Origin of the sequence: Streptomyces sp. ISL-96 (assembly GCF_018614035.1) — a bacterium.
In the GTDB taxonomy this organism is placed as follows: domain Bacteria; phylum Actinomycetota; class Actinomycetes; order Streptomycetales; family Streptomycetaceae; genus Streptomyces.
Genome location: NZ_JAGGPA010000042.1, coordinates 155578 through 177841 on the forward strand (window position 1 = coordinate 155578; position 22264 = coordinate 177841).

18 protein-coding genes are annotated in these 22264 nt (G+C 70.0%); 14 read left to right on the top strand and 4 right to left on the bottom strand.

The features are described 5' to 3' along the window. Window positions 1–56: 56 nt before the first annotated feature. The 6 genes from J7E96_RS26215 (at window position 57) to J7E96_RS26240 (ending at window position 9752) form a co-directional block, all read left to right on the top strand. Window positions 57–1544 (top strand): 3' terminal RNA ribose 2'-O-methyltransferase Hen1, encoded by a 1488-nt coding sequence (locus tag J7E96_RS26215; protein WP_215134474.1) that lies wholly within the window; start codon window positions 57–59, stop codon window positions 1542–1544. Further along, entirely contained in the window at window positions 1541–4075 is a 2535-nt protein-coding gene (locus J7E96_RS26220) for a polynucleotide kinase-phosphatase (protein ID WP_215134476.1), read from the top strand. Before J7E96_RS26215 ends, J7E96_RS26220 begins: the two co-directional genes overlap by 4 nt. A 151-nt stretch (window positions 4076–4226) precedes the next feature. Next, window positions 4227–5459, top strand: coding sequence for an arginine deiminase (locus J7E96_RS26225; protein WP_215134478.1), 1233 nt, complete (start codon window positions 4227–4229; stop codon window positions 5457–5459). 82 nt (window positions 5460–5541) lie between these two features. Continuing rightward, window positions 5542–6549, top strand: coding sequence for an ornithine carbamoyltransferase (gene argF, locus J7E96_RS26230; protein ID WP_215134480.1), 1008 nt, complete (start codon window positions 5542–5544; stop codon window positions 6547–6549). 96 nt (window positions 6550–6645) lie between these two features. Further along, the gene (locus J7E96_RS26235; RefSeq protein ID WP_215134482.1) at window positions 6646–7473 is read left to right on the top strand and encodes an enoyl-CoA hydratase family protein; all 828 of its coding nucleotides are present in this window, start codon (window positions 6646–6648) and stop codon (window positions 7471–7473) included. Window positions 7474–7475: 2 nt separating this feature from the next. Continuing rightward, window positions 7476–9752, top strand: a complete 2277-nt coding sequence (locus J7E96_RS26240; RefSeq protein ID WP_215134524.1) for a bifunctional salicylyl-CoA 5-hydroxylase/oxidoreductase — start codon at window positions 7476–7478, stop codon at window positions 9750–9752. A gap of 706 nt (window positions 9753–10458) precedes the next feature. On the opposite strand, the gene J7E96_RS26245 is transcribed toward J7E96_RS26240, so the two are convergent. Genes J7E96_RS26245 through J7E96_RS26255 form a run of 3 tightly spaced genes read right to left on the bottom strand, consistent with a single transcriptional unit; the run spans window position 10459 to window position 13161 of the window. Continuing rightward, window positions 10459–10683: a hypothetical protein gene (locus J7E96_RS26245; RefSeq protein ID WP_215134484.1), complete on the bottom strand. Its 225-nt coding sequence runs from the start codon at window positions 10681–10683 to the stop codon at window positions 10459–10461. 23 nt (window positions 10684–10706) lie between these two features. Further along, window positions 10707–11540 (bottom strand): PaaX family transcriptional regulator C-terminal domain-containing protein, encoded by an 834-nt coding sequence (locus J7E96_RS26250; protein ID WP_215134486.1) that lies wholly within the window; start codon window positions 11538–11540, stop codon window positions 10707–10709. 4 nt (window positions 11541–11544) lie between these two features. Next, window positions 11545–13161: an AMP-binding protein gene (locus J7E96_RS26255; protein ID WP_215134488.1), complete on the bottom strand. Its 1617-nt coding sequence runs from the start codon at window positions 13159–13161 to the stop codon at window positions 11545–11547. A gap of 104 nt (window positions 13162–13265) precedes the next feature. Here J7E96_RS26255 and J7E96_RS26260 point away from each other — a divergent pair, with 104 nt between their 5' ends. The 7 genes from J7E96_RS26260 (at window position 13266) to J7E96_RS26290 (ending at window position 20183) form a co-directional block, all read left to right on the top strand. Further along, a complete protein-coding gene (locus tag J7E96_RS26260; protein WP_215134490.1) occupies window positions 13266–14375 on the top strand; it encodes an acyl-CoA dehydrogenase family protein in 1110 nt (369 codons plus the stop codon). Then, entirely contained in the window at window positions 14372–14806 is a 435-nt protein-coding gene (locus tag J7E96_RS26265; RefSeq protein WP_215134492.1) for a RidA family protein, read from the top strand. The genes J7E96_RS26260 and J7E96_RS26265 overlap by 4 nt, the downstream gene beginning before the upstream one ends. Before the next feature lie 52 nt (window positions 14807–14858). Then, a complete protein-coding gene (locus J7E96_RS26270; RefSeq protein WP_215134494.1) occupies window positions 14859–15692 on the top strand; it encodes an alpha/beta fold hydrolase in 834 nt (277 codons plus the stop codon). A gap of 211 nt (window positions 15693–15903) precedes the next feature. After that, the gene (locus J7E96_RS26275; RefSeq protein ID WP_215134496.1) at window positions 15904–16506 is read left to right on the top strand and encodes a GNAT family N-acetyltransferase; all 603 of its coding nucleotides are present in this window, start codon (window positions 15904–15906) and stop codon (window positions 16504–16506) included. Window positions 16507–16630: 124 nt separating this feature from the next. Then, window positions 16631–18178 (top strand): MFS transporter, encoded by a 1548-nt coding sequence (locus J7E96_RS26280; RefSeq protein WP_215134498.1) that lies wholly within the window; start codon window positions 16631–16633, stop codon window positions 18176–18178. Between the two features lie 188 nt (window positions 18179–18366). Then, on the top strand, window positions 18367–19551 hold the full coding sequence (locus J7E96_RS26285; protein ID WP_215134500.1) for a globin domain-containing protein: 1185 nt from the start codon (window positions 18367–18369) through the stop codon (window positions 19549–19551). Between the two features lie 47 nt (window positions 19552–19598). Next, the gene (locus J7E96_RS26290; RefSeq protein ID WP_215134526.1) at window positions 19599–20183 is read left to right on the top strand and encodes a pyridoxamine 5'-phosphate oxidase family protein; all 585 of its coding nucleotides are present in this window, start codon (window positions 19599–19601) and stop codon (window positions 20181–20183) included. Window positions 20184–20307: 124 nt separating this feature from the next. On the opposite strand, the gene J7E96_RS26295 is transcribed toward J7E96_RS26290, so the two are convergent. After that, window positions 20308–21582 (bottom strand): tyrosine-type recombinase/integrase, encoded by a 1275-nt coding sequence (locus J7E96_RS26295; RefSeq protein WP_215134502.1) that lies wholly within the window; start codon window positions 21580–21582, stop codon window positions 20308–20310. Window positions 21583–22001: 419 nt separating this feature from the next. On the opposite strand from J7E96_RS26295, the gene J7E96_RS26300 reads away from it, so the two are divergent. Further along, the gene (locus J7E96_RS26300) at window positions 22002–22235 is read left to right on the top strand and encodes an AlpA family transcriptional regulator (RefSeq protein WP_215134504.1); all 234 of its coding nucleotides are present in this window, start codon (window positions 22002–22004) and stop codon (window positions 22233–22235) included. Window positions 22236–22264: the final 29 nt, after the last annotated feature.

Consider the following 22264-nt stretch of genomic DNA (forward strand, 5'->3'; position numbering starts at 1 on the left):
CACCGGCCGCTTAAACCCCTGGTCAGGGATGGGCCGGGCCGACGATACTCGGGCGTGTGTTCCTGACGATCAGTACTACCGGCAACCAGGAGCGTCCCGCGACCGACCTCGGCTTTCTGCTGCACAAGCACCCCGACAAGGCGCAGACGTTCACCACTTCCCACGGCACGGCGCACGTCCTCTACCCCGAGGCGTCCGTCGAGCGGTGCACGGCCGCGCTCCTGCTGGAGGTGGATCCGGTGGCGCTCGTGCGGCGCGGCAAAGGCAAGGGGCGCGGTGGCTCACCCGATTCCGCGCTCGCGCAGTACGTCAACGACCGGCCGTACGCCGCGTCGTCGCTGCTGGCCGTCGCGCTGAGCACGGTCTTCAAGACCGCGCTGCAGGGTGTGTGCAACGCCCGGCCCGAGCGCGCCGGGGCTCCTCTGCCGCTGCGCATCGAGGTGCCCGCGCTGCCCGCGCGGGGCGGCGCCGAGCTGGTGGCGAAGCTGTTCGCGCCGCTGGGCTGGACGACGGTGCGGGCCGAGCCGGTGGGGCTGGACGAGCAGTTCCCGCAGTGGGGCGACTCGCGGTACGTACAGCTGGTGCTCGAGGGCGAGTTGCGGCTCGCGGAAGCGCTGCGTCAGCTGTACGTCCTGCTGCCGGTGCTGGACGACTCCAAGCACTACTGGGTCGCGCCGGACGAGGTGGACAAGCTGCTGCGGGCCGGCGAGGGCTGGCTGGCCGCGCACCCGGAGCAGAAGCTGATCACCAGCAGGTACCTGTCGCGCCGCTGGAGCCTTACCCGGCAGGCGATGGAACGTCTCGAACTGGTGCGCCTCGCCGAGGCCGACGACCTGGAGATCGAGGAGATAGACAACGCCGTCGACGAGACGACGGACACCGACGAGCGGCCGGTGCCGCTCGCCGTGCGGCGGCGCGACGCGATCCTCCAGGCGCTCGGTGCGGCCGGGGCGAGCCGCGTGCTCGACCTGGGCTGCGGACAGGGCCAGCTGGTACAGGCGCTGCTCAAGGACGTGAAGTTCACCGAGATCGTGGGTGTGGACGTGTCGATGCGCGCGCTGACCATCGCCTCGCGGCGGCTGAAGCTGGAACAGATGGGTGAGCGGCAGGCCGGGCGCGTGCAGTTGATGCAGGGCTCTCTCACGTACACCGACAAGCGGCTCAAGGGGTACGACGCCGCCGTGCTCAGCGAGGTCATCGAGCACCTCGACCTGCCGCGGCTGCCGGCCCTGGAGTACGCCGTGTTCGGCTCGGCGCGGCCCCGTACCGTGCTCGTGACCACGCCGAACGTCGAGTACAACGTGCGCTGGGAGACCCTGCCCGCCGGGCACGTACGGCACGGCGACCACCGCTTCGAGTGGACGCGTGAGGAGTTCCGCGGCTGGGCCGACCGGGTGGCCCAACGGCACGGGTACGAGGTTCAGTTCGTGCCCGTCGGGCCCGAAGACCCTGAGGTGGGTCCGCCCACCCAGATGGCCGTCTTCACCGTGATCGTCCAGGACAAGCAGGTCGGGCAGGACAAGAAGGAGGCGAAAGCCGCATGAGCACCACCCCCCGCACGCTTCCCGTCACCGACCTGTCCCTCGTGGTCCTGGTCGGTGCCACCGGATCCGGCAAGTCCACCTTCGCCCACCGGCACTTCAAGCCCACCGAGGTCATCTCCTCCGACTTCTGCCGGGGCCTCGTCGCCGACGACGAGAACGACCAGAGCGCGAGCCGTGACGCCTTCGACGTCCTGCACTACATCGCGGGCAAGCGGCTGGAGGCCGGGCGCCTGACCGTCGTCGACGCGACCAATGTGCAGCAGGAGAGCAGGAAGCAGCTCGTCCAGCTGGCCAGGAAGTACGACGTACTGCCGATCGCGATCGTCCTCGACCTGCCGGAGGAGGTGTGCGCGCAGCGCAATTCCGTACGCCCCGACCGGGCCGGGATGCCCCGCCACGTCATCCAGCGGCACCGGCGCGAGCTGCGCCGTTCGCTGCGGGGCCTGGAGCGCGAAGGCTTCCGCAAGGTGCACGTCCTGCGCAGCGTGGAGGAGGTCGACGCGGCGGAAGTGGTGCTGGAGCGCCGCTACAACGACCTCAGCCACCTCACCGGCCCCTTCGACATCATCGGCGACATCCACGGCTGCCGCTCCGAGCTGGAGACCCTGCTCTCCAAGCTCGGTTACGTCGACGGGTCGCACCCCGACGGGCGTACGGCCGTCTTCGTCGGCGACCTCGTGGACCGTGGTCCCGACAGCCCCGGCGTTCTGCGCCGCGTGATGGGCATGGTCGCCTCCGGCGACGCGCTGTGCGTCCCCGGGAACCACGAGAACAAGCTGGGCCGTTACCTCAAGGGCAGGAACGTCCAGCACACGCACGGACTCGCCGAGACCATCCAGCAGCTGGAGAAGGAGGACGACACCTTTAAGGAGCAGGTGCGGGAGTTCATCGACGGGCTCGTCAGCCACTACGTCCTCGACGGCGGCAACCTCGTCGTGTGCCACGCGGGTCTGCCGGAGAAGTACCACGGCCGTACCTCGGGCCGGGTGCGTTCGCACGCGCTCTACGGCGACACGACCGGCGAGACCGACGAGTTCGGCCTGCCCGTGCGCTACCCGTGGGCCGAGGACTACCGCGGCCGCGCCGCTGTTGTCTATGGCCACACACCTGTTCCGAACACGTCTTGGATCAACAACACCATCTGCCTGGACACCGGCGCGGTCTTCGGCGGCAAGATGACCGCGCTGCGCTGGCCGGAGCGCGAGCTCGTCGACGTACCGGCCGAGCGGGTCTGGTACGAGCCGGCCAAGCCACTCACCACCGAGGCCCCCGGCGGGCACGACGGCCGTCCGCTGGACCTCGCCGACGTGCACGGGCGCCGGGTCGTCGAGACGCGGCACATGGGACGGGTCGCCGTACGCGAGGAGAACGCGGCGGCGGCGCTCGAAGTCATGAGCCGTTTCGCCGTCGACCCGCGCCTGCTCGCCTACCTGCCGCCCACGATGTCCCCGACCGGTACGTCACACGTCGACGGCTACTTGGAGCACCCCGCCGAGGCCTTCGCGACGTACAAGGCGGACGGAGTCGGGCGCGTCGTGTGCGAGGAGAAGCACATGGGCTCGCGGGCGGTGCTGCTGGTCTGCCGGGACGCGGACGTGGCGCGCGAGCGGTTCGGCGTGGACGGTCCGACCGGTGTCATCCACACCCGCACCGGCCGCCCGTTCTTCGATGACGAGACCGTCACCGAACTGATCATCAGCCGGTTGCGCACCGCCGTCACCGAGGCCGGGCTCTGGGACGACCTCCAGACCGACTGGCTGCTGCTCGACGCCGAGCTGATGCCTTGGTCGCTCAAGGCCTCGGGGCTGCTGCGCAACCAGTACGCCGCGGTGGGCGCCGCGGCGCGGGCCGTCTTTCCCGGTGCCCTGGCCGCGCTCGAAGGGGCGGCGGCCCGCGGTGTCGAGGTGGCGGGGCTGCTGGCGACGCAGCGCGAACGGGCCGCCGACGCGGCCGCGTTCACCGACGCCTACCGGCGCTACTGCTGGCCGACGGAGGGGCTGGACGGGGTGCGGCTCGCACCGTTCCAGGTGCTCGCCGTCCAGGGGCGGTCGCTCGCGGGCGTACCGCACGACGAGCAGCTGGCCTGGCTCGACCGGCTGGTCGAACACGACCCGACCGCGCTGCTCCGGACCACCCGCCGGCTGATCGTCGACACCGGCGACCCGGCGTCCGTCCAGTCCGGCGTCGACTGGTGGCTGGAGATGACCAGCCGGGGCGGCGAGGGCATGGTCGTCAAGCCGGTCGAGGCGCTCGTACGGGACGGCAGGAACCGGCTCGTGCAGCCGGGCATCAAGGTGCGCGGCCGCGAGTACCTGCGGATCATCTACGGTCCCGAGTACACGCGCCCCGAGCAGCTCGAAAAGCTGCGCCACCGCTTCCTCGGCCACAAGCGTTCGCTCGCCCTGCGCGAGTACGCGCTGGGCCTTGAGGCACTGGACCGGCTGGCCGACGGGGAGCCGCTGTGGCGGATCCACGAGGCCGTGTTCGCGGTCCTGGCGCTGGAGTCGGAGCCGGTCGACCCACGGCTGTGACGTGGCGTGGCCCGGCGCCCCGGTCGAAAACGGCCGGGGCGCCCGCCTCATCCCGGCGCCGCGCGGTGCCGGGAAGTCCTCCGAGCTGCTCTGAGCGAAAGCATTCCGCCGTACGGACGCGTGTGCGGCCGCACTCGGCCAGGATGGAGCCATGGGATTCCATGTCGATTCCGAGACCGGGCGGCTGCGCCGCGTCATCCTCCACCGACCGGATCTGGAGCTCAAGCGCCTCACCCCCAGCAACAGGGACGCGCTGCTCTTCGACGACGTGCTGTGGGTGCGCCGCGCCCGCCAGGAGCACGACGGTTTCGCCGACGTCCTGCGCGACCGCGGCGTAGAGGTGCACCTCTTCGGTGACCTGCTGCGCGAGTCGCTGGAGATCCCGGCGGCCAAAAACCTTGTCCTCGACCGGGTCTTCAACGAGAAGGAGTACGGCCCCCTCGCCACCGGCCACCTGCGCGACGCCTTCGACGACCTGCCGGTGGCCGATCTGGTCGAGGCGCTCGTCGGGGGCATGACGAAGCGGGAGTTCCTGGCGGGCCACGGCGAGCCGACCTCCGTCCGCTTCCACGTCATGGACCTGGACGACTTTCTGCTCGGGCCGCTGCCGAACCACCTCTTCACGCGGGACACCTCCGCCTGGATCTACGACGGTGTGTCCATCAACGCGATGCGCTGGCCGGCCCGGCAGCGCGAGACCGTCCACTTCGAGGCGATCTACAAGCACCACCCGCTCTTCACGGGCCCGGAGGCCGGCCCCTTCCACCACTGGTCCGAGGGGCAGCCCGACTACCCCTCCACCATCGAGGGCGGCGACGTCCTGGTCCTCGGAAACGGCGCCGTCCTCATCGGGATGAGCGAGCGCACCACTCCCCAGGCGGTGGAAATGCTCGCCCGTGGGCTCTTCGAGGCGGGCTCGGCCACCACCATCGTGGCGCTCGACATGCCCAAGCACCGGGCGTTCATGCACCTTGACACGGTGATGACTATGGTCGACGGCGACACCTTCACCCAGTACGCCGGACTCGGCATGCTCCGCTCGTACACCATCGAACCGGGCGTCGGCGAGCGCGCGTTGAAGGTCACCGACCACCCGCCCGAGCACATGCACCGCGCCATCGCCGCCGCGCTCGGCCTGGACCGCATCCGGGTGCTGACCCCCACCCAGGACGTACACGCGGCCCAGCGCGAGCAGTGGGACGACGGCTGCAATGTGCTGGCGGTCGAGCCGGGCGTGGTCGTGGCCTACGAACGCAACGTCACCACCAACACCCACCTGCGCAAGGAAGGCATCGAGGTCATCGAGATCAAAGGCAACGAACTGGGCCGGGGACGGGGAGGCCCCCGGTGCATGAGCTGCCCCGTTGAACGCGACGCCGTATAGTGATGCGCTCTTCTGTATATACTTCCACCGAGCCCGCATGTGCGACGACCGACGTCCGACGACCGATCCAGGAGCAGCCACCATGGCGACAGACCTCGCAGGCCGCCACCTCCTCAAGGAGCTCGACTTCACCGCCGGGGAGTTCCGCGGCCTGATCGACCTCGCGGCCGAGCTCAAGGCGGCCAAGAAGGCCGGCGCCGAGGTGCCGCGGCTGCGTGGCAAGAACATCGCGCTGATCTTCGAGAAGACGTCCACCCGCACCCGCTGCGCGTTCGAGGTCGCCGCCGCCGACCAGGGCGCGTCGACGACGTACCTGGACCCCTCCGGCTCCCAGATGGGGCACAAGGAGTCGGTGAAGGACACGGCGCGCGTGCTGGGCCGGATGTTCGACGGCATCGAATACCGGGGCGGCAGCCAGGCCGCCGTGGAAGAGCTGGCGGCGTACGCCGGCGTCCCCGTCTTCAACGGGCTCACCGACGACTGGCACCCCACCCAGATGCTCGCCGACGTGCTCACCATGACCGAGCACTGCGCCAAGCCCCTGGAGCGGATCGCCTACGCCTACCTCGGTGACGCCGGCTTCAACATGGGCAACTCCTACCTCGTCACCGGCGCCCTGCTCGGTATGGACGTACGCATCGTCGCGCCCAGGGCCTACTGGCCGGCCGAGGAGATCGTCGCGCGGGCCCGCAAGGCCGCCGAGCTGAGCGGCGCCCGTATCACCCTCACCGAGGACGTGGCCGAGGGCGTGCTGGGGGCGGATTTCGTCGCCACCGACGTCTGGGTGTCGATGGGCGTGCCCAAGGAGGTCTGGGGCGAGCGGATCGAGGCCCTCGCTCCGTACGCCGTGACCATGGACGTCCTGCGCGCCACCGGGAACGCGGACGTGAAGTTCCTGCACTGCCTGCCGGCCTTCCACGACCTCGGCACCAAGGTCGGCCGTGAGATCCACGAGCAGTACGGCCTCAGCGAGCTGGAAGTCACCCACGAGGTCTTCGAATCGTCCCACTCGGTCGTCTTCGACGAGGCCGAGAACCGCATGCACACGATCAAGGCCGTGCTCGTCGCGACCATGGCGGGCACCCGTTAGCCAGGGGCTGTATCGCGCACTCGTGACGACAGTCACACATCGGTGATACCTTCGAGGGGCAGGCACCAGCCGCACGGCTGAAGGAGGCCCGGCCCCATGAGCCCCTTTCCCGGCTCAGCACCGCGCACCGAGCACTGGCACCACCTGCGGCTGACCATCGAGGACGGCGTCGCCACCGTCACCCTGGCCCGGCCGGAGAAACTCAACGCGCTGACCTTCGGCGCGTACGCCGACCTGCGTGACCTCCTCGCCGAGCTGGCCCGCGAGCGCGCCGTGCGCGCCCTGGTCCTCGGCGGCGAGGGGCGCGGCTTCTGCTCGGGCGGCGACGTCGACGAGATCATCGGCGCCACGCTCGCCATGGACACCGCCCAGCTCCTCGACTTCAACCGGATGACCGGGCAGGTCGTACGGGCGCTGCGCGAATGCCCCTTCCCGGTGATCGCCGCCGTGCACGGGGTGGCGGCCGGCGCGGGCGCAGTCCTCGCCCTCGCCGCCGACTTCCGGATCGCCGACCCCTCCGCGCGTTTCGCCTTCCTCTTCACCAAGGTCGGCCTCTCGGGCGGCGACATGGGCGCGGCGTACCTGCTGCCGCGCGTCGTCGGGCTCGGGCACGCCACCCGGCTGCTGATGCTCGGCGATCCGGTGCGCGCCCCCGAGGCGGAGCGGATCGGCCTGATCAGCGAAATGACGGAGGAGGGGCAGGCGGACACCCGCGCCGCCGAGCTGGCCCGGCGCCTCGCCGACGGCCCGGCCCTGGCGTACGCGCAGACGAAGGCGCTGCTCACCGCCGAGCTGGACATGCCGCTCGCAGCCGCCGTCGAGCTGGATGCGGCCACCCAGGCGCTGCTGATGAACGGCGACGACTACGCCGAATTCCACGCGGCCTTCACGGAGAAGCGGCCCCCGAAGTGGCGGGGGCGATAGCGATGCCGGTGCTGCGCGTCGCGGTCATCGGCGGCGGGCCCGGTGGGCTCTACGCCGCCGCCCTCCTCAAACGGCTCGACCCGGCGCGCGAGATCACCGTCTGGGAGCGGGGCGCCCCCGACGACACCTTCGGCTTCGGTGTCGTCCTCTCCGACGAGACCCTCGGCGGCATCCAGCACGCCGACCCGGTCGTCTACCGCGCGCTCCAGGAGGAGTTCGTACGGTGGGACGACATCGACATCGTCCACCGCGGCCGGACCCTGACCTCCGGCGGCCACGGCTTCGCGGCCCTCGGCCGCCGCCGGCTCCTGGAGATCCTGCACGAGCGGTGCCGCTCGCTCGGCGTCGGCCTGCGCGTCCGCGAGGAGGCGCCGCCCGCCGCCGAGCTGTCGGCGGCGTACGACCTGGTGATCGCCGCGGACGGCGTGCACAGCCTCACCCGTCAGTCGTACGCCGATGTGTTCGGCCCCCGCGTCACCTCCCACCGCTGCCGCTACATCTGGCTCGCCGCCGACTTCGCCTTCGACGCGTTCCGCTTCGAGATCGCCGAGACCGAGCACGGCGTCATGCAGCTGCACGGCTACCCCTACGCGAAGAACGCGTCGACCGTCATCGTCGAGATGCGCCAGGAGGTCTGGCGGGCCGCCGGTCTCGACCGCTGCGACGAGGCCGAATCCACCGCGTACTGCGCCAAGGTCTTCGCCGACGCGCTCGGCGGCCGCTCGCTGCGCGGCAACACCTCATCGTGGATCGCCTTCCGTACCGTCGTCAACGACCGCTGGAGCTACGGCAATACGGTCCTGCTCGGCGACGCCGCCCACACCGCCCACTTCTCCATCGGCTCGGGAACCAAGCTCGCCGTCGAGGACGCCCTGGCGCTGGCCGCGTGCGTCGAGGAGCAGCCCGACCTGCCGGCCGCCCTGGCGGCGTACGAGAGCGAGCGCCGCCCCGTCGTCGCGTCCACGCAACGCGCGGCGGCCGCCAGCCTGCGCTGGTTCGAGGAGCTCGGGACGTATCTCGATCAGCCGCCACGGCAGTTCGCCTTCAACCTGCTCACCCGCAGCCGCCGCGTCACCCACGACAACCTGCGGCTGCGCGACGCGGCCTTCACCGGCGCCGTCGAGGACGACTTCGGCTGCCCGCCCGGCACACCCCCGATGTTCACCCCCTTCCGGCTGCGCGGCCTGACCCTGCGCAACCGGGTCGTCGTATCACCCATGGACATGTACTCGGCGGCCGACGGTCTCCCCGGTGACTTCCACCTCGTCCACCTGGGCGCGCGGGCCCTCGGGGGAGCGGGCCTGGTCATGACCGAGATGGTGTGCGTCAGCCCGGAGGGGCGCATCACGCCCGGCTGCGCCGGCCTGTACACGGCGGAACAGGCCGCCGCCTGGCGCCGGATCACCGATTTCGTGCACGAGCGGTCGCCCGGCACGGCCGTCGGCGTCCAGCTCGGCCACTCGGGCCGCAAGGGCTCGACGCGGGTGATGTGGGAGGGCATCGACCAGCCACTCGACGACGGCAACTGGCCCGTCGCGGCCGCCTCCCCGCTGCCGTACCGCGCGGGCGTCAACCAGATCCCGCGCGAGCTCGACCGGGACGGGCTCACCGGCATCCGCGAACAGTTCGTATCGGCGGCGAGGCGCGCGGCCGACTGCGGCTTCGACCTCCTCGAACTGCACTGCGCGCACGGCTACCTGCTCTCCGGCTTCCTCTCCCCCCTCACCAACCAACGGACGGACGCCTACGGCGGTTCCCTCGCCGGCCGCCTCGCCTTCCCCTTGGAGGTGTTCGACGCGGTACGCGACGTCTGGCCCCACGAGCGGCCGATGACCGTCCGTATCTCCGCCACGGACTGGGCGCAGGGCGGTACGTCGGCCGAGGACGCGGTGGAGATCGCCCGCGCTTTCGCCGCGCACGGGGCCGACGCGATCGACGTCTCGACCGGGCAGGTCGTCGCGGACGAAGAGCCGGAGTACGGCCGTTCGTACCAGACGCCGTACGCCGACCGCATCCGCAACGCGGTGGGCGTGCCGGTCGTCGCGGTCGGCGCGATCTCGTCCTGGGACGACGTGAATTCGCTGCTGCTGGCGGGGCGCGCGGACCTTTGCGCGCTGGCGCGCCCGCACCTGTACGACCCGCACTGGACGCTGCACGCGGCGGCCGAGCAGGGCTACACGGGCCCGGGCGCGCCGTGGCCGTTGCCGTACCGGGCGGGCAGCCGCACCCCGCCGACGGGGCGCACGGACGCGCCGAAGCCGAGGCTGAGCCTGACGTGAGGGCGGGGCCCTGCGGGGCTTTCCCCTACCCGCGCCTTCCCGAAGCTGGGGGCATGCCGCCAGACCCCCGGGACGCCCTGCGGGCGTGGCCTCAAACGCCGGCCGGGCTGGATTTTGCCGCTTGCGGCAACTCTCAGCCCCTCCGGCGATTGAGGAGCGGGGTCTGGGGCAGCGCCCCCACGCGGCGGAGGCGCAAAGTGTCACAGCGGGAAGGGGCGGGGTGGGGGGATAAGGCCCGCCGCAGGCGACGGGACGCGCTAACCCGCCACCGCGAGCTCGACCCGGTCCGCCACGGCCCGTACCCGACGCGCCGGTACACGCCGTTGCTCGTCGGGTTCGCGAGGTCCATGAACAGGAGCACCTCACCCGCCCCCGCTTACCCCCGCCACTGGGGCGGCGTATAAACCAGCAGCCGCACCTCGCCCCCGGACGTCCAGGGGGCAACGGAATCCACGGCATCCCAAGCTACGGTGCCAGGAGGGGACGTGTCGGGGCGCTCCCCGCAGGGCGGTGAACGCAACCACCCAGAAGAACCCGACTTACCCGAACGTTCGACGCCCGAGGAGACGCCCCGGCGCGGCACCGACCCCAGCGCCCCGGAAGCCATGCCGCGCAAGGCCCCGCCCCAGAAGGCACGCCAACCCAAGCCACCGCGCCCGGAGCCACGCCGACGACCGCGTGGGAGCAGCTAGTCACCACCGCTCTGCTAGGCACTGACCGCCGGCCTGCCGAGCGCCACGCACGCCTCCGCCAGCGGCCCCACCGCCTCCGCCGGCACGGCCCCCACCAGCACCGCGTGCGGCGGCGTCCACAGCAGCGCCCCCGCCACGGCGCCGTCTGCGCCGCGCCACCAGCCGTACCGGGGGGCGCCTTCGCCGTACGCGTCGCTGCCGCGCCGGCGCAGCGTCTCGGCCACGGTCAGCAGCGCCACATGGTGCCCAGTGGCCAGCAGGTTCAGCCACCGTCACCGTGCACGAACTCCGCCCCCGCGTCCCGCAGCCGCGCGTGCAGCTCCGCGAACACCTTCGCCGACCGCACACCCGGCCAGTCCGCCGGCAGCAGCTCGGCCGGGAGGCCGGGATCGGCGTACGGCAGACGGCGCCAGGAGTCGAGCGCCAGCAGGTAGTCCCGGTAGGCGTGCTCCGGATCCGGCGGCGTCTCCTCACCCCGCGCCACCCACGCCCGCAGCACCGGCTCGTGCAGATCCAGGAACTGCTCGTGCTGCTTGGCGATCGCCGTCAGGTCCCACCACCGCGCCACCGACTCCTCCGTCGCCGCGAAGCCGAGGTGGTCCCCCCGGAACAGATCGACGTACGGAGCGAGCTGCAGGCGCTCCAGCGTGTGGCGCGTCTCCTCGTACAGCCGCGCGGGCGCGATCCACACCCCCGGCGCCGCCGACCCGAAGCCGAGGCGGGCGAGACGGGAGCGCAGCACGTGACGCTTGGCGCGCTCGGACTCGGGCACCGAGAAGACCGCCAGCACCCAGCCCTCCGACAGCTGCGGCGCCGGGTGCTCGTAGATGCGGCGGTCGCCGTCGTCCAGGAGCTGGTGGGCGTCGTCGGACAGCGCGTATCCGGCGGCGCCCCCCGGCGTACGGGCGGCGACGAGCAGCCCGCGCCGCTTGAGCCGGGACACCGACGAGCGCACCGAAGGCGCGTCGACACCGACGGCGGCCAGCAACCGGATGAGCTCGGCCACCGGCATGGGTTCCCCGCCTCCCCCTGGGGTGCGTCCGTACGCGCCGTAGAGGGAGACGATCAGGGAACGGGGGGTGTGCTGCTCGGCCACCTGATCACTCTACGGCCGCCCGCAGCCGGAAGCGCTGGAGCTTTCCGGTCGGCGTGCGGGGAAGGGCGTCGAGGAAGACGATGTCGCGCGGGCACTTGTACGGCGCCAGCTCGGCCTTGACGAAGTCGCGCAGCACCGCCACGGTCGCTTCCCCGCGCACGACTCCGTCCCGCAGGACGGCGTACGCCACGACCACCTGGCCGCGCAGCTCGTCGGTCCGGCCCACGACCGCCGCCTCCAGCACATCCGGATGGCGCAGCAGCGCGTCCTCGACCTCCGGGCCCGCGATGTTGTACCCGGCCGAGATGATCATGTCGTCGGCGCGGGCGACATAGCGGAAATAGCCGTCGGGCTCGCGGACGTAGGTGTCGCCGGTGAGGTTCCAGCCGTCCCGCGCGTACTCCGTCTGGCGGTCGTCCGCGAGGTAGCGGCAGCCCACGGGCCCGCGCACCGCCAGCAGCCCCGGCTCGCCGTCGGGCACGGGAAGGCCGGAGCTGTCGATCACCCGCGCCTCCCAGCCCGGCACGGGAACCCCCGTCGTACCCGGCCTGACCGCCTCGTCCGCCGCCGAGATGAAGATGTGCAGCAGCTCGGTCGCGCCGATGCCGTTGATGATGCGCAGCCCGGTGCGTTCGTACCAGGCCTGCCACGTCGCGGCGGGCAGATTCTCACCCGCCGAAACGCAGCGGCGCAGGGCGCTCAGGTCGTACCCGTCGAGGTCGTCGAGCATGGCCCGGTACGCCGTCGGAGCGGTGAACAGCACCGACACCCGGTGCTCGGCGAGCGCCGGCAGCAGCTGCCTGGGTCCCGCCTGTTCGAGCAGCAGCGCCGACGCGCCCACCCGCATCGGGAAGATCACCAGGCCGCCGAGCCCGAACGTGAAGCCGAGCGGCGGACTGCCCGCGAACACGTCCTCGGGCTCCGGCTTCAGCACATGGCGCGAGAAGGTGTCGGCGACCGCCAGCACATCGCGGTGGAAGTGCATGCAGCCCTTGGGGCGCCCCGTCGTCCCCGAGGTGAAGGCGATCAGCGCGACATCGTCGGCGGACGTCTCCACGGCGGCGTACCGCGACGGCTTGCCGGCCGCCGCCCGCAGCAGATCGTCGGGCGCGTCGCCGCCGTACGCCGTGACGCGCAGCCCCGGCACCTCGGCCTTCACCAGGTCGTCGACCGCCCGTACGTCGCACAGGGCGTGGCCGACCCGCGCGATCTCGCACATCGTCGCCAGCTCGGACGCCCGCTGCTGCGCCAGCACCGTCACCGCCACCGCGCCCGCCTTCATCACCGCGAGCCAGCAGGCCGCCAGCCACGGTGTGGTGGGTCCGCGCAGCAGGACGCGGTTGCCGGGCACGATGCCGAGGTCGGTGGTGAGGACGTGCGCGATGCGGTCGGCGCGGCCGAGCAGTTCGCCGTACGTCCAGACCTCGCCGGCGGCGGTACGGAAGACGGGCCGGTCCGGGCCGAGGCGTTCGACCGTACGGTCCAACAGCTCTGCCCCGCAGTTGAGCCGGTCGGGATAGCGCAGCTCAGGACGGTCGAGGAGCAGCTGCGGCCACTGATGAGCGGGCGGAAGCTGTTCGCGGGGAAAGGTATCGATGTGCGCTGAGGTCTTCAGCTCCATGACGGGATCGCCCCCTTGTCGCCTCTTGAGCGTATCGTTTGGGTGACGACAGTCAACAGTTCGCGATAAGAGCGAATGTCGAAATGAGAGCGAGGTGCGAGGACATGACGGGATTCGCGCTGGAACCTCAGCAACTGGAGTGGTGCGAGCGACTGCGCGCCCTCGCCGCCGGCCATCTGCGCCCTCTCGCCGAGAAGGGGGAACAGGGCAGGGTGAACCGCCCGTTGGTCGCCGCCCTCGGAGAACACGGCCTGCTTGCACGCCTGTTCGACTCAGGGGCCCTCGACCTGTGCCTGATGCGTGAATCCCTCGCCCGCGCCTGTACCGAGGCCGAGACCGCCCTCGCCCTGCAAGGGCTCGGAGCCAGTCCCGTGGCCAGGGCGGGCACGGACGAACAGCGGGCGCGCTGGCTGCCAGAAGTGACCGCGGGACGTGCGGTCGCCGCCTTCGCGCTCAGTGAGCCGGGCGCCGGATCGGACGCCGCGGCGCTCTCGCTCCAGACCGTACCGGAGGGTGAGGGATGGCGCCTCTTCGGTGAGAAGTGCTGGATTTCCAACGCGCCCGAGGCCGACTTCTACACCGTGTTCGCCCTGACCACCGAGGGGGCGGGCGCCCGCGGCATCACCGCGTTCCTGGTCCCGGCCGGACGCCCCGGCCTCACCGGCACCCCGCTCGACATGCTCTCGCCGCACCCCATCGGGGCGCTGGCCTTCGACGGCGTACCCGTCACCCGTGCCGACGTGATCGGCGAGGTGGACCGCGGCTTCCGCGTGGCCATGGACACCCTCAACCTCTTCCGGCCCAGCGTCGGCGCCTTCGCCGTCGGCATGGCGCAGGCCGCCCTCGACGCGGCCGTCGCGCACACCGCGAGCCGCTCCGCCTTCGGTGGGCCGCTCAAGGACCTCCAGTCGGTGGCCCACCAGGTCGCCGAGATGGCGACCCGCACGGAGGCCGCGCGCCTGCTCGTGTACGCCGCGGCCTCCGCCTACGATGCGGGCGCACCCGGCGTCCCGCGGCGCGCCGCGATGGCGAAACTGTTCGCCACCGAGACCGCGCAGTACGTCGTCGACGCCGCGGTCCAGCTGCACGGTGCCCGCGCCCTCCAGCGCGGCCACCTCCTCGAACACCTCTACCGCGAGGTGCGCGCGCCCCGTATCTACGAAGGCGCGACCGAGGTCCAGCGCACGATCATCGCGAAGGAGCTGTACCGATGACCCTGCACAGCCCGCACCTTCCGCACCGCCCGCACCACCTGCAACGCGTCAACCCGGCCGAGCTCTCCCCGCCCACCGGTTTCTCGCACGCGGTCACCGCCACCGGGTCCCGGCTGGTCTTCCTGGCGGGGCAGACGTCACTGGACACGGACGGCAAGGTCGTCGGCGATACGCTCCCGGCCCAGTTCGAGAAGGCGCTCAGCAACCTCCTCACGGCGCTGCACGCCGCCGGCGGCGCCACCGCCGACCTGGCCCGCGTCACCGTCTACGCCACCGATGTCACCGACTACCGCGCCCACGCTCCCGAACTGGGCCACATCTGGAGCCGGCTGGCCGGCCGCGACTACCCCGCGATGGCGGTGATCGGCGTGGTCCGCCTCTGGGACGAGCAGGCACTGGTCGAGCTGGACGGGGTCGCCGTACTGCCCTGAGCACCCGGCGTGGCATCGTGAGCCGATCCGGTTACTGGAGCAGGGGGCGTTCATGCCAGAGATCCAACTCACCGCGGGAACCGTCGAGTACGAGGACACCGGGGGCCCGGCACCCGTCGTCGTACTGCTGCACGGTCTGGTCCACGACGCCACCGTCTGGCGCAGGGTCGTCGCGAATCTGCGGACCGATCACCGCTGCGTGGTCCCGACGCTTCCGTACGGCTCGCACCGCACGCCGATGCGGCCGGACATGCCGCTGAACCCCGACTCCGTTGTGGAGCTGATCGCCGAATTCCTGGAGCGTCTGGATCTGAGCGACGTCACGCTCGTCGAGAACGACTGCGGCCGCGCCCAGAGCGTCGCCGCCAGGCACCCCGAACGCCTCGCCAGGCTCGTCCTCACCTCGTGCGAGGCCTTCGACAACTACCCGCCCGGCGTACCCGGCAAGATGATCTCGCTGGCCTGCAAGGTACCGGGAGGCATCACCCTCCTCGCCCGTACGCTCGCCCTGCGCCCGCTGCGGCGCCTGCCCATCGGCCTCGGTGCGCTCACCAAGCGGCCCGTACCCGACGAGATCCTCGAAGGCTGGCTGAAGCCGCTCCTCACCGACCCGGCCATCCGCGCCGACTTCCGCCGCTACAACAAGGGCGTACGCAAGAGCGAGCTGCTTGAGGCGGTCGACGGGCTGCGGAAGTTCGACAAGCCGGCGCTCGTGGTGTGGGCGACGGAGGACCGGATGATGCCGCGCGCCCACGGGCGCGGGCTGGCCGACGTACTGCCGCAGGGGCGGCTCGTCGAGATCGAGGACAGCTGCACGCTGATCGCCGAGGACCAGCCGGAGGTACTGTCCGCGACCCTGCGGGACTTCATCGCCGAAACGCGGTGAACTCCCGCAGGGCGCGCGGCGCTACTTCTTCTGCCTGGGCCCGTACCCGGACTTCATAGCCGGCGACGGGCGTAGGGATTGGTGGGATGTGAGGCTATGCGTGTGGGGGGTCGCATCGGCTCGTCCCACCATCTGAACCACCCTCGAACGCGAGCGCGACGAGCGCCACCTCCGGATTTGGTCACGTATATGGCCGGGAATGAGGAATCCAATGAGCAGCAGCGCCTGGTTCGAACGCCCCACTCTCACCGGCCGTTACGTGCGCCTGGAGCCGCTGACCACCGATCACGCCGAGGGACTCTTCGACGCGCTCAAGGACCCCGACATCTGGACCTGGCTGTCCAAGAAGCAGCCCGCCGACGCCGCCGGGATGCGGAAGATCATCGAGGAACTGCTGGAGAAGCAGGAGGAGGGCGACAGCATCGCGCTCGCGCAGATCGACGTCGCCACCGGCGAAGTGGCGGGCTCCACCTCGTACTACGAGATAACGCCGGCCGACCGGGGCATCGCCATCGGCTCGACCTGGCTCGGCACCCGCTACCACCGCACCGGCATCAACACCGAGGCCAAGCTGCTGCTCCTCGGCCGCGCCTTCGACGACCTCGGCGCGCGGCGCGTCACCTGGCACACCGACCACCGCAACGAGCGCTCGCAGCGGGCCATCGAACGACTCGGCGCGCGGCACGAGGGTGTCCTGCGCAGCCACCGGACCAGGCCGGACGGGACCGTGCGCGACACCGTCGTGTACTCGATGCTGCAAGACGAGTGGCCGGCCGCGCGCGAAGCACTGACCACCCGCCTTCTGCGCCGCTGAGGGGGCACTGAGGGGGCACTGAGGCGGAGTGGGCTGGTCGAGTGGTGGGCCGCGGGCCCCTGCCGTACGGTCGAATGGTGGGCGAAACCGCCCACCAGTGTGCCTCTCGTGAGGGCCACGCCTCATGACGACTCCACAACCGACACCAGCGCAACCGACGGCAGCCGACCGGGGCCCGGGTGGCAAGAACGGCCTGGCCCTGCTGGTCATCGCCTCGTGCCAGCTGATGGTGGTCCTCGACATCACCATCGTGAATATCGCTCTGCCACACATTCAGAGCGATCTCGCATTCTCCACCACGAGCCTTTCGTGGGTGGTCAATGCCTACACGCTGACCTTCGGCGGACTGCTGCTCCTCGGCGGCCGCGCCGGTGACATCCTCGGCCGCCGAAGGGTCTTCATCTTCGGCGTCCTGCTGTTCGTCCTCGCCTCCCTGCTCGGCGGTCTCGCGCAGAACGCGGGCCAACTCCTCGCCGCGCGCGCCCTCCAGGGCGTCGGCGGCGCCATCGCGTCACCGACCGCGCTCGCCCTGATCGCCACCACCTTCACCGAAGGCCCGGCCCGCAACCGCGCGTTCGGTGTCTTCGCCGCGGTCTCCGCGGGCGGCGGCGCGATCGGCCTGCTGGCCGGCGGCATGCTCGTCGAATGGCTCGACTGGCGCTGGGTGCTGTTCGTGAACGTACCGATCGGGCTGCTCATCGCCGTCGCCACGCCCCGCGTGATCAAGGAGTCCGAGCGGCATCCCGGCAACTTCGACGTCACCGGAGCCCTGACCTCCACTCTCGGGATGGTGTGCCTGGTCTACGGCTTCATCCGGGCGGCACAGGACGGCTGGAGCGACGGCTACACGCTGGCGTCCTTCGGCGCCGCGGTGGTACTGCTCGCCGTCTTCTTCCTGGTGGAGCGTCGCTCCAGGCAGCCGATCACGCCGTTGCACATGTTCGCCGACCGCAACCGGGCGGGCACGTACGGCATCATGCTCGCCCTCGCCGCCGCGATGTTCGGCATGTTCTTCTTCCTCACGCTGTTCGTCCAGAACGTGATGGACTTCAGCCCGCTGGAGGCCGGTCTGGCCTTCCTCCCGGTCAGCGCGGTCATCGCGGTGGGCGCGGGAATGGCCTCACAGCTCCTGCCCAAGTACGGCCCGAAGCCATTCATGGTGACGGGCTCGATCCTGGCCGCGGCGGGCCTGTCCTGGCTGACCCTGACGGAAGTCCACTCGACGTATCCGGGCAGCATCCTGGGCCCGATGCTCGTCTTCAGCCTCGGCATGGGCATGAACTTCGTCTCGCTGACGCTGATGGCGGTCTCCAACGTGCCCGCGCACGAGTCGGGCGCCGCCTCGGGCCTGCTCAACGTCACGCAGCAGGTGGGCGGCTCGCTGGGCCTGTCCATCCTGGTCACGGTCTTCGGTACGGCCAGCCGCCATGAGGCGGACGACCAGGTCCCGCGCTTCCTCTCGCAGGCAAACCCGGCGGAACGCGCACAATTCGAGCAAACCGGCCAACTCCCGCCGCCGTGGGCGGACGAAGTGCTCACCTCGGGAGTCTCCGCGGCGTTCATCGTCGCCGCGGTGCTCGCCGTGCTGGCCGCGATCGTGGCGCTGATCGCCATCCAGGTACGCCCGTCCGACCTGGAACGCCTCCAGGGTGGATTCACCCCCGGCCCCTGAGACCCGGCCCCGAGACCGCCGCCAGGGGCCACCCGGGACGGACTCCGCCCCGGAACGGTACCCTCCACATCACCGTCGTCCGTCTCGATGCACTCGCACAAGGAGTGCGACATCCTGCCCCGCTCACGACAACGGCGGGGCCCCTGCGATTGCGACAAAGACTCTTGCCTGCACGTTCAGCCCCCGGGATGACGCTCACGCCCCTGACCGCCCGCGAAATCTCGCTCGTACGCGCCGGTCTGGCGATAGTCGAACCACATACAGCCGACCTGACGGTCTACTTCTACACCATCCTCTTTGCGCGCTACCCGCAGGTCAGAGGGCTCTTCCCGGACAATATGGACGGGCAGCGGGACAGACTGCTGCGCGGGTTGCTGCGCATAGTCGACCTGGTCGACGACCCGGAGAACCTCGTGCGCTTCTGCACGCTCCTGGGACGCGACCACCGGAAGTTCGGAGCCCTTGAGGCTCACTACCCCGCGGTCGGCGAATGCCTGCTGGCCGCCCTGGCCCGTTACGCCGACACCGCGTGGACCGCCGAGGTCGAGGCCGCCTGGACCCGCGCCTACACCACCGCGGCGCAGGTCATGATTTCGGCCGCCGCGGACGACGCCCGCTCGCACCCCGCCACCTGGGCGGCACAGATCGTCCGTCATGAACACCGCGGCCACGGCATCGCCGAAATCACCGTCCAGCCGGAGCTTCCCTATCCGTACCTGGCGGGCCAGTACGTATCCGTACTGACGCCCTGGCAGCGCAAGGCCTGGCGCCACTACTCGCCGGCCAACGCGCCCCGGCAGAACTCCACGCTCACCTTCCACATCCGTGCCGTGCCCGGTGGCCGCGTGAGCAGTGCCCTCGTCCACCGCGCGGCCGTCGGTGACGTCGTCACGCTGGGACCGCCGCAGGGCGACATGACGCTGGAGGCCGCAGAGGACCGCGACCTGGTGTGTGTCGCGGGCGGGACCGGCCTCGCACCGATCCGCGCCCTTCTGGAGGAAGCGGCCCACAGCGACATGCGCCGTTACGTCGACCTTTTTGTGGGGGCCCGCACCGCGGAAGAGCTCTATGGTCTGGACGACATGCTGCGGATGGCTCAGCGCCAGCACTGGCTCACCGTACGAGCCGCGGTCTCTCACCAGCACATACCGGGCAGGCAGGGCACGCTGCCGCAGGTGCTGCGGGAGTTCGGCCCCTGGAGCCAGCACGAAGCGTTCCTCTGCGGGCCCCCCGGCATGGTCGAGGCGGCCGCCCGGATCCTGAGACAGGACGGAGTGCCGATGGCCAGAATTCACCACGACCCGCTGAGTGACCCTGTCCTGAACACGTCCCTGGTACCTGCCCCACCCGAGCCGGAGAGCGAATACCTGTGAACAGCCCTGTGAACAGCCACGACGCCGCCCCCTCCCGCGGGGAACGCATGCTGCAAGACCACCTCGGCACCTCGGAGCGCGCCGAGGCCTTCTACGACCGGCAGGTCCGGCCCCGTCTCACCACGGTGATGCGGGACTTCATCAGCCGTCAGTCGATGGTCTTCCTCGCCACAGCGGACGCCCGTGGCCACTGCGACTCCAGCTTCCGGGCGGGCCCGCCGGGATTCGTCACCGTGCTGGACGCCGACACCCTCGCCTACCCGGAGTACCGCGGGAACGGCGTCATGGCGAGCGCCGGCAACATGGTGGAAAACCCGCACATAGGGCTGCTGTTCATGGACTTCGCCCAGGACCACATCGGACTGCACATCAACGGAACGGCCCGGCTGCTCGGCGACCAGGAATTCCGCGCCGCGCACCAGGCCAACCCGCTGATACCGGTCGACACGGCGCCGGGACGGCAGCCCGAACTCTGGGTCCAGATCACCGTTGTCGAGGCGTACATCCACTGCTCCAAGTACATACCCCACCTGGAACCGGCCCGCCGCCCCCAGGGCGCCTCCCTCAAACGCCCCAAGGACGCGGACTACTTCACCACCGCCCCGGCGGACAGCCTCCTCACGGACCGGTAACCGATCCGCGCCCGCGCCCGCCTCAGATGTCGCGGAACTCCTATACGACGTCTCTGACCTGCACAAACGAACCCGCCCGAAGATCATCTTGCACGGTCGTTGCACAAGCCGAACAGTGCAGCAGTCACGCGGCCCTTGTGTAGGCGCTCCGGACCGCGATGCGGATTTTGGAACCGGCTCCCACGATCCGGTGCACGTACTTACGCAGAGTAAACGCAGGATCGGCGTGTCCGAGCCGATCCGCGAGTGTGTACACGTCTACCCCGCCATTGATCATCATCGACGCGTACAGGTGTCGGAGGGCGTGCATCATCATGTCGCGGGACTTCTCCCAGCGCCGTCCCTTCGTATTGGGGTCGAGGGGCGCAATGAGGCCGACCGACGCCAGAGCAGGTTTCCAGCGGTAGGAGTTGAACCAATTCGACTGAATGGCGGTCTTTTCTCGAGTGTAGAAGATCAGCTGCACCGTGACCGGGTCGCCGCCTTTCCTGCCCCACGGCCGGGTCACCTCGACGGGCGGGTACTTCTCCATGTGCTCGCGCAGGGGGATGGCTACGTCGTCGGTCAGTTCGACCCACCGGTCCTTTGGGTCCTCGTCGTCGCCGCCCTTGGGGAGGGCGTATACCAGGAACGAGCCGTCGTGGACTACTTGCCGTTGCACGTGCACCATGGCGCCGTCCGGATGTGCCCAGTCGATGTCCTCTGGTGACAGACCAAATATCTCTCCTTGACGAAGGCCCAGGCCGCGACCGCAGTCGACGAGTGCCTTGTAGCGGTCGGGAAGTTCGGCACGGACTTTCTCGGTGTCCTCCCATGTCAGGGTCAGCTCTGCCCGGCCGCCACCTCCTCGCTTCGACTTGGCGTCCTGCACCGATTTGGCGAGGCATGGATTTTTGGGTATCAGGCTGTCGTCCACGGCCAGGTCAAAGACCGCTCGAAGATTGTCGAAGACCAGGCGCAGTGTGGAACTTTCGAGCAGTCGACGACGGTCGTGCAGCCAGTCCAGCAAAGACGACGCGTTCACGTCCTTTACGCGCATCTTCCCAACTGCGGTAGGAACGATGTGTAGGTGAACCCGCTCCCTGTGGCGTCGGTATGTGCGCGGATTCTTGTGTTCGTGCCCCTTGAGCCACGTCAGGGCGAGTTCACCGACCCTGACCTCTCCGGCGCGAGGGTTGATGTATGACCCGTCGTCCACTCCGGACCGCATTTTGGTCTCGTGCCTGCGGGCTTCGGCCTCGGTGCGGAACAACTCCGTCTGCTGGACATCTTCCTGGTTACGCCAGCGAGCCTGCCACCGCTTCCCGGCCCCGTGATCCCTCGTCGGAACCTTGCCGTGTTCCCTGCAGGTCGACTCTCCGGCTTTCGGGCGTGACTTGTGCCAGCGGTCGTATGGCATGGACGCAACTCCTAGTTTTCGGCAGGCCTTGAAGTTTCTTTATGGGGTCTCTCGTGTCAGGGTCGTAATCGACGGCGAGATCGTGTGCCCGTTCATCGCACCCTGGGTGAATGGGATGTTGATCCAGACGAGCCGAAAATGTCAAACGCATTCTTGGGATCTTCACGGCAAAGGGGTACAGGGCGATAGGGAAGATCTCACCTAGACGAATCCTCGCTGAGACGTCGGCGAATCCTCGACGAGCCCTCGCCGAGGATTCGCTGGCTTCTTTCGAGAGTTCGGAAGAGTTGTAGGAGTTTCGCCGCAAACTCTTCTATTTGGTCCGGCTGGAATTTCATGTCAATGTTCCGTGGGTCACCGGAGCGGACTACCGCTCACGTGGTTCTTTCCTGCCCGTTCTGAGCCGTTATGGAGTACCCATGCGTCGAACCACTGCCCGTGCGGCAGAAGCCGCCAGTGGCACGGAGGGCCGTTGTCCGTTGATGAGTGCTGAGGAACTGGCCGACTTCCTCGGCGTACCTTTGAACACGGTCTACATATGGAATCATCGACACCAGGGTCCGCGAGCTCACAAGGTCGGCCGCTATTTGCGCTACCGCTGGCCGGAGGTGGAGGCATGGCTGGAAGCTCAGGCGGTGGATCGCACGGTCTGATTGGCCGTGAGCCTTTTGTATCTTGATCA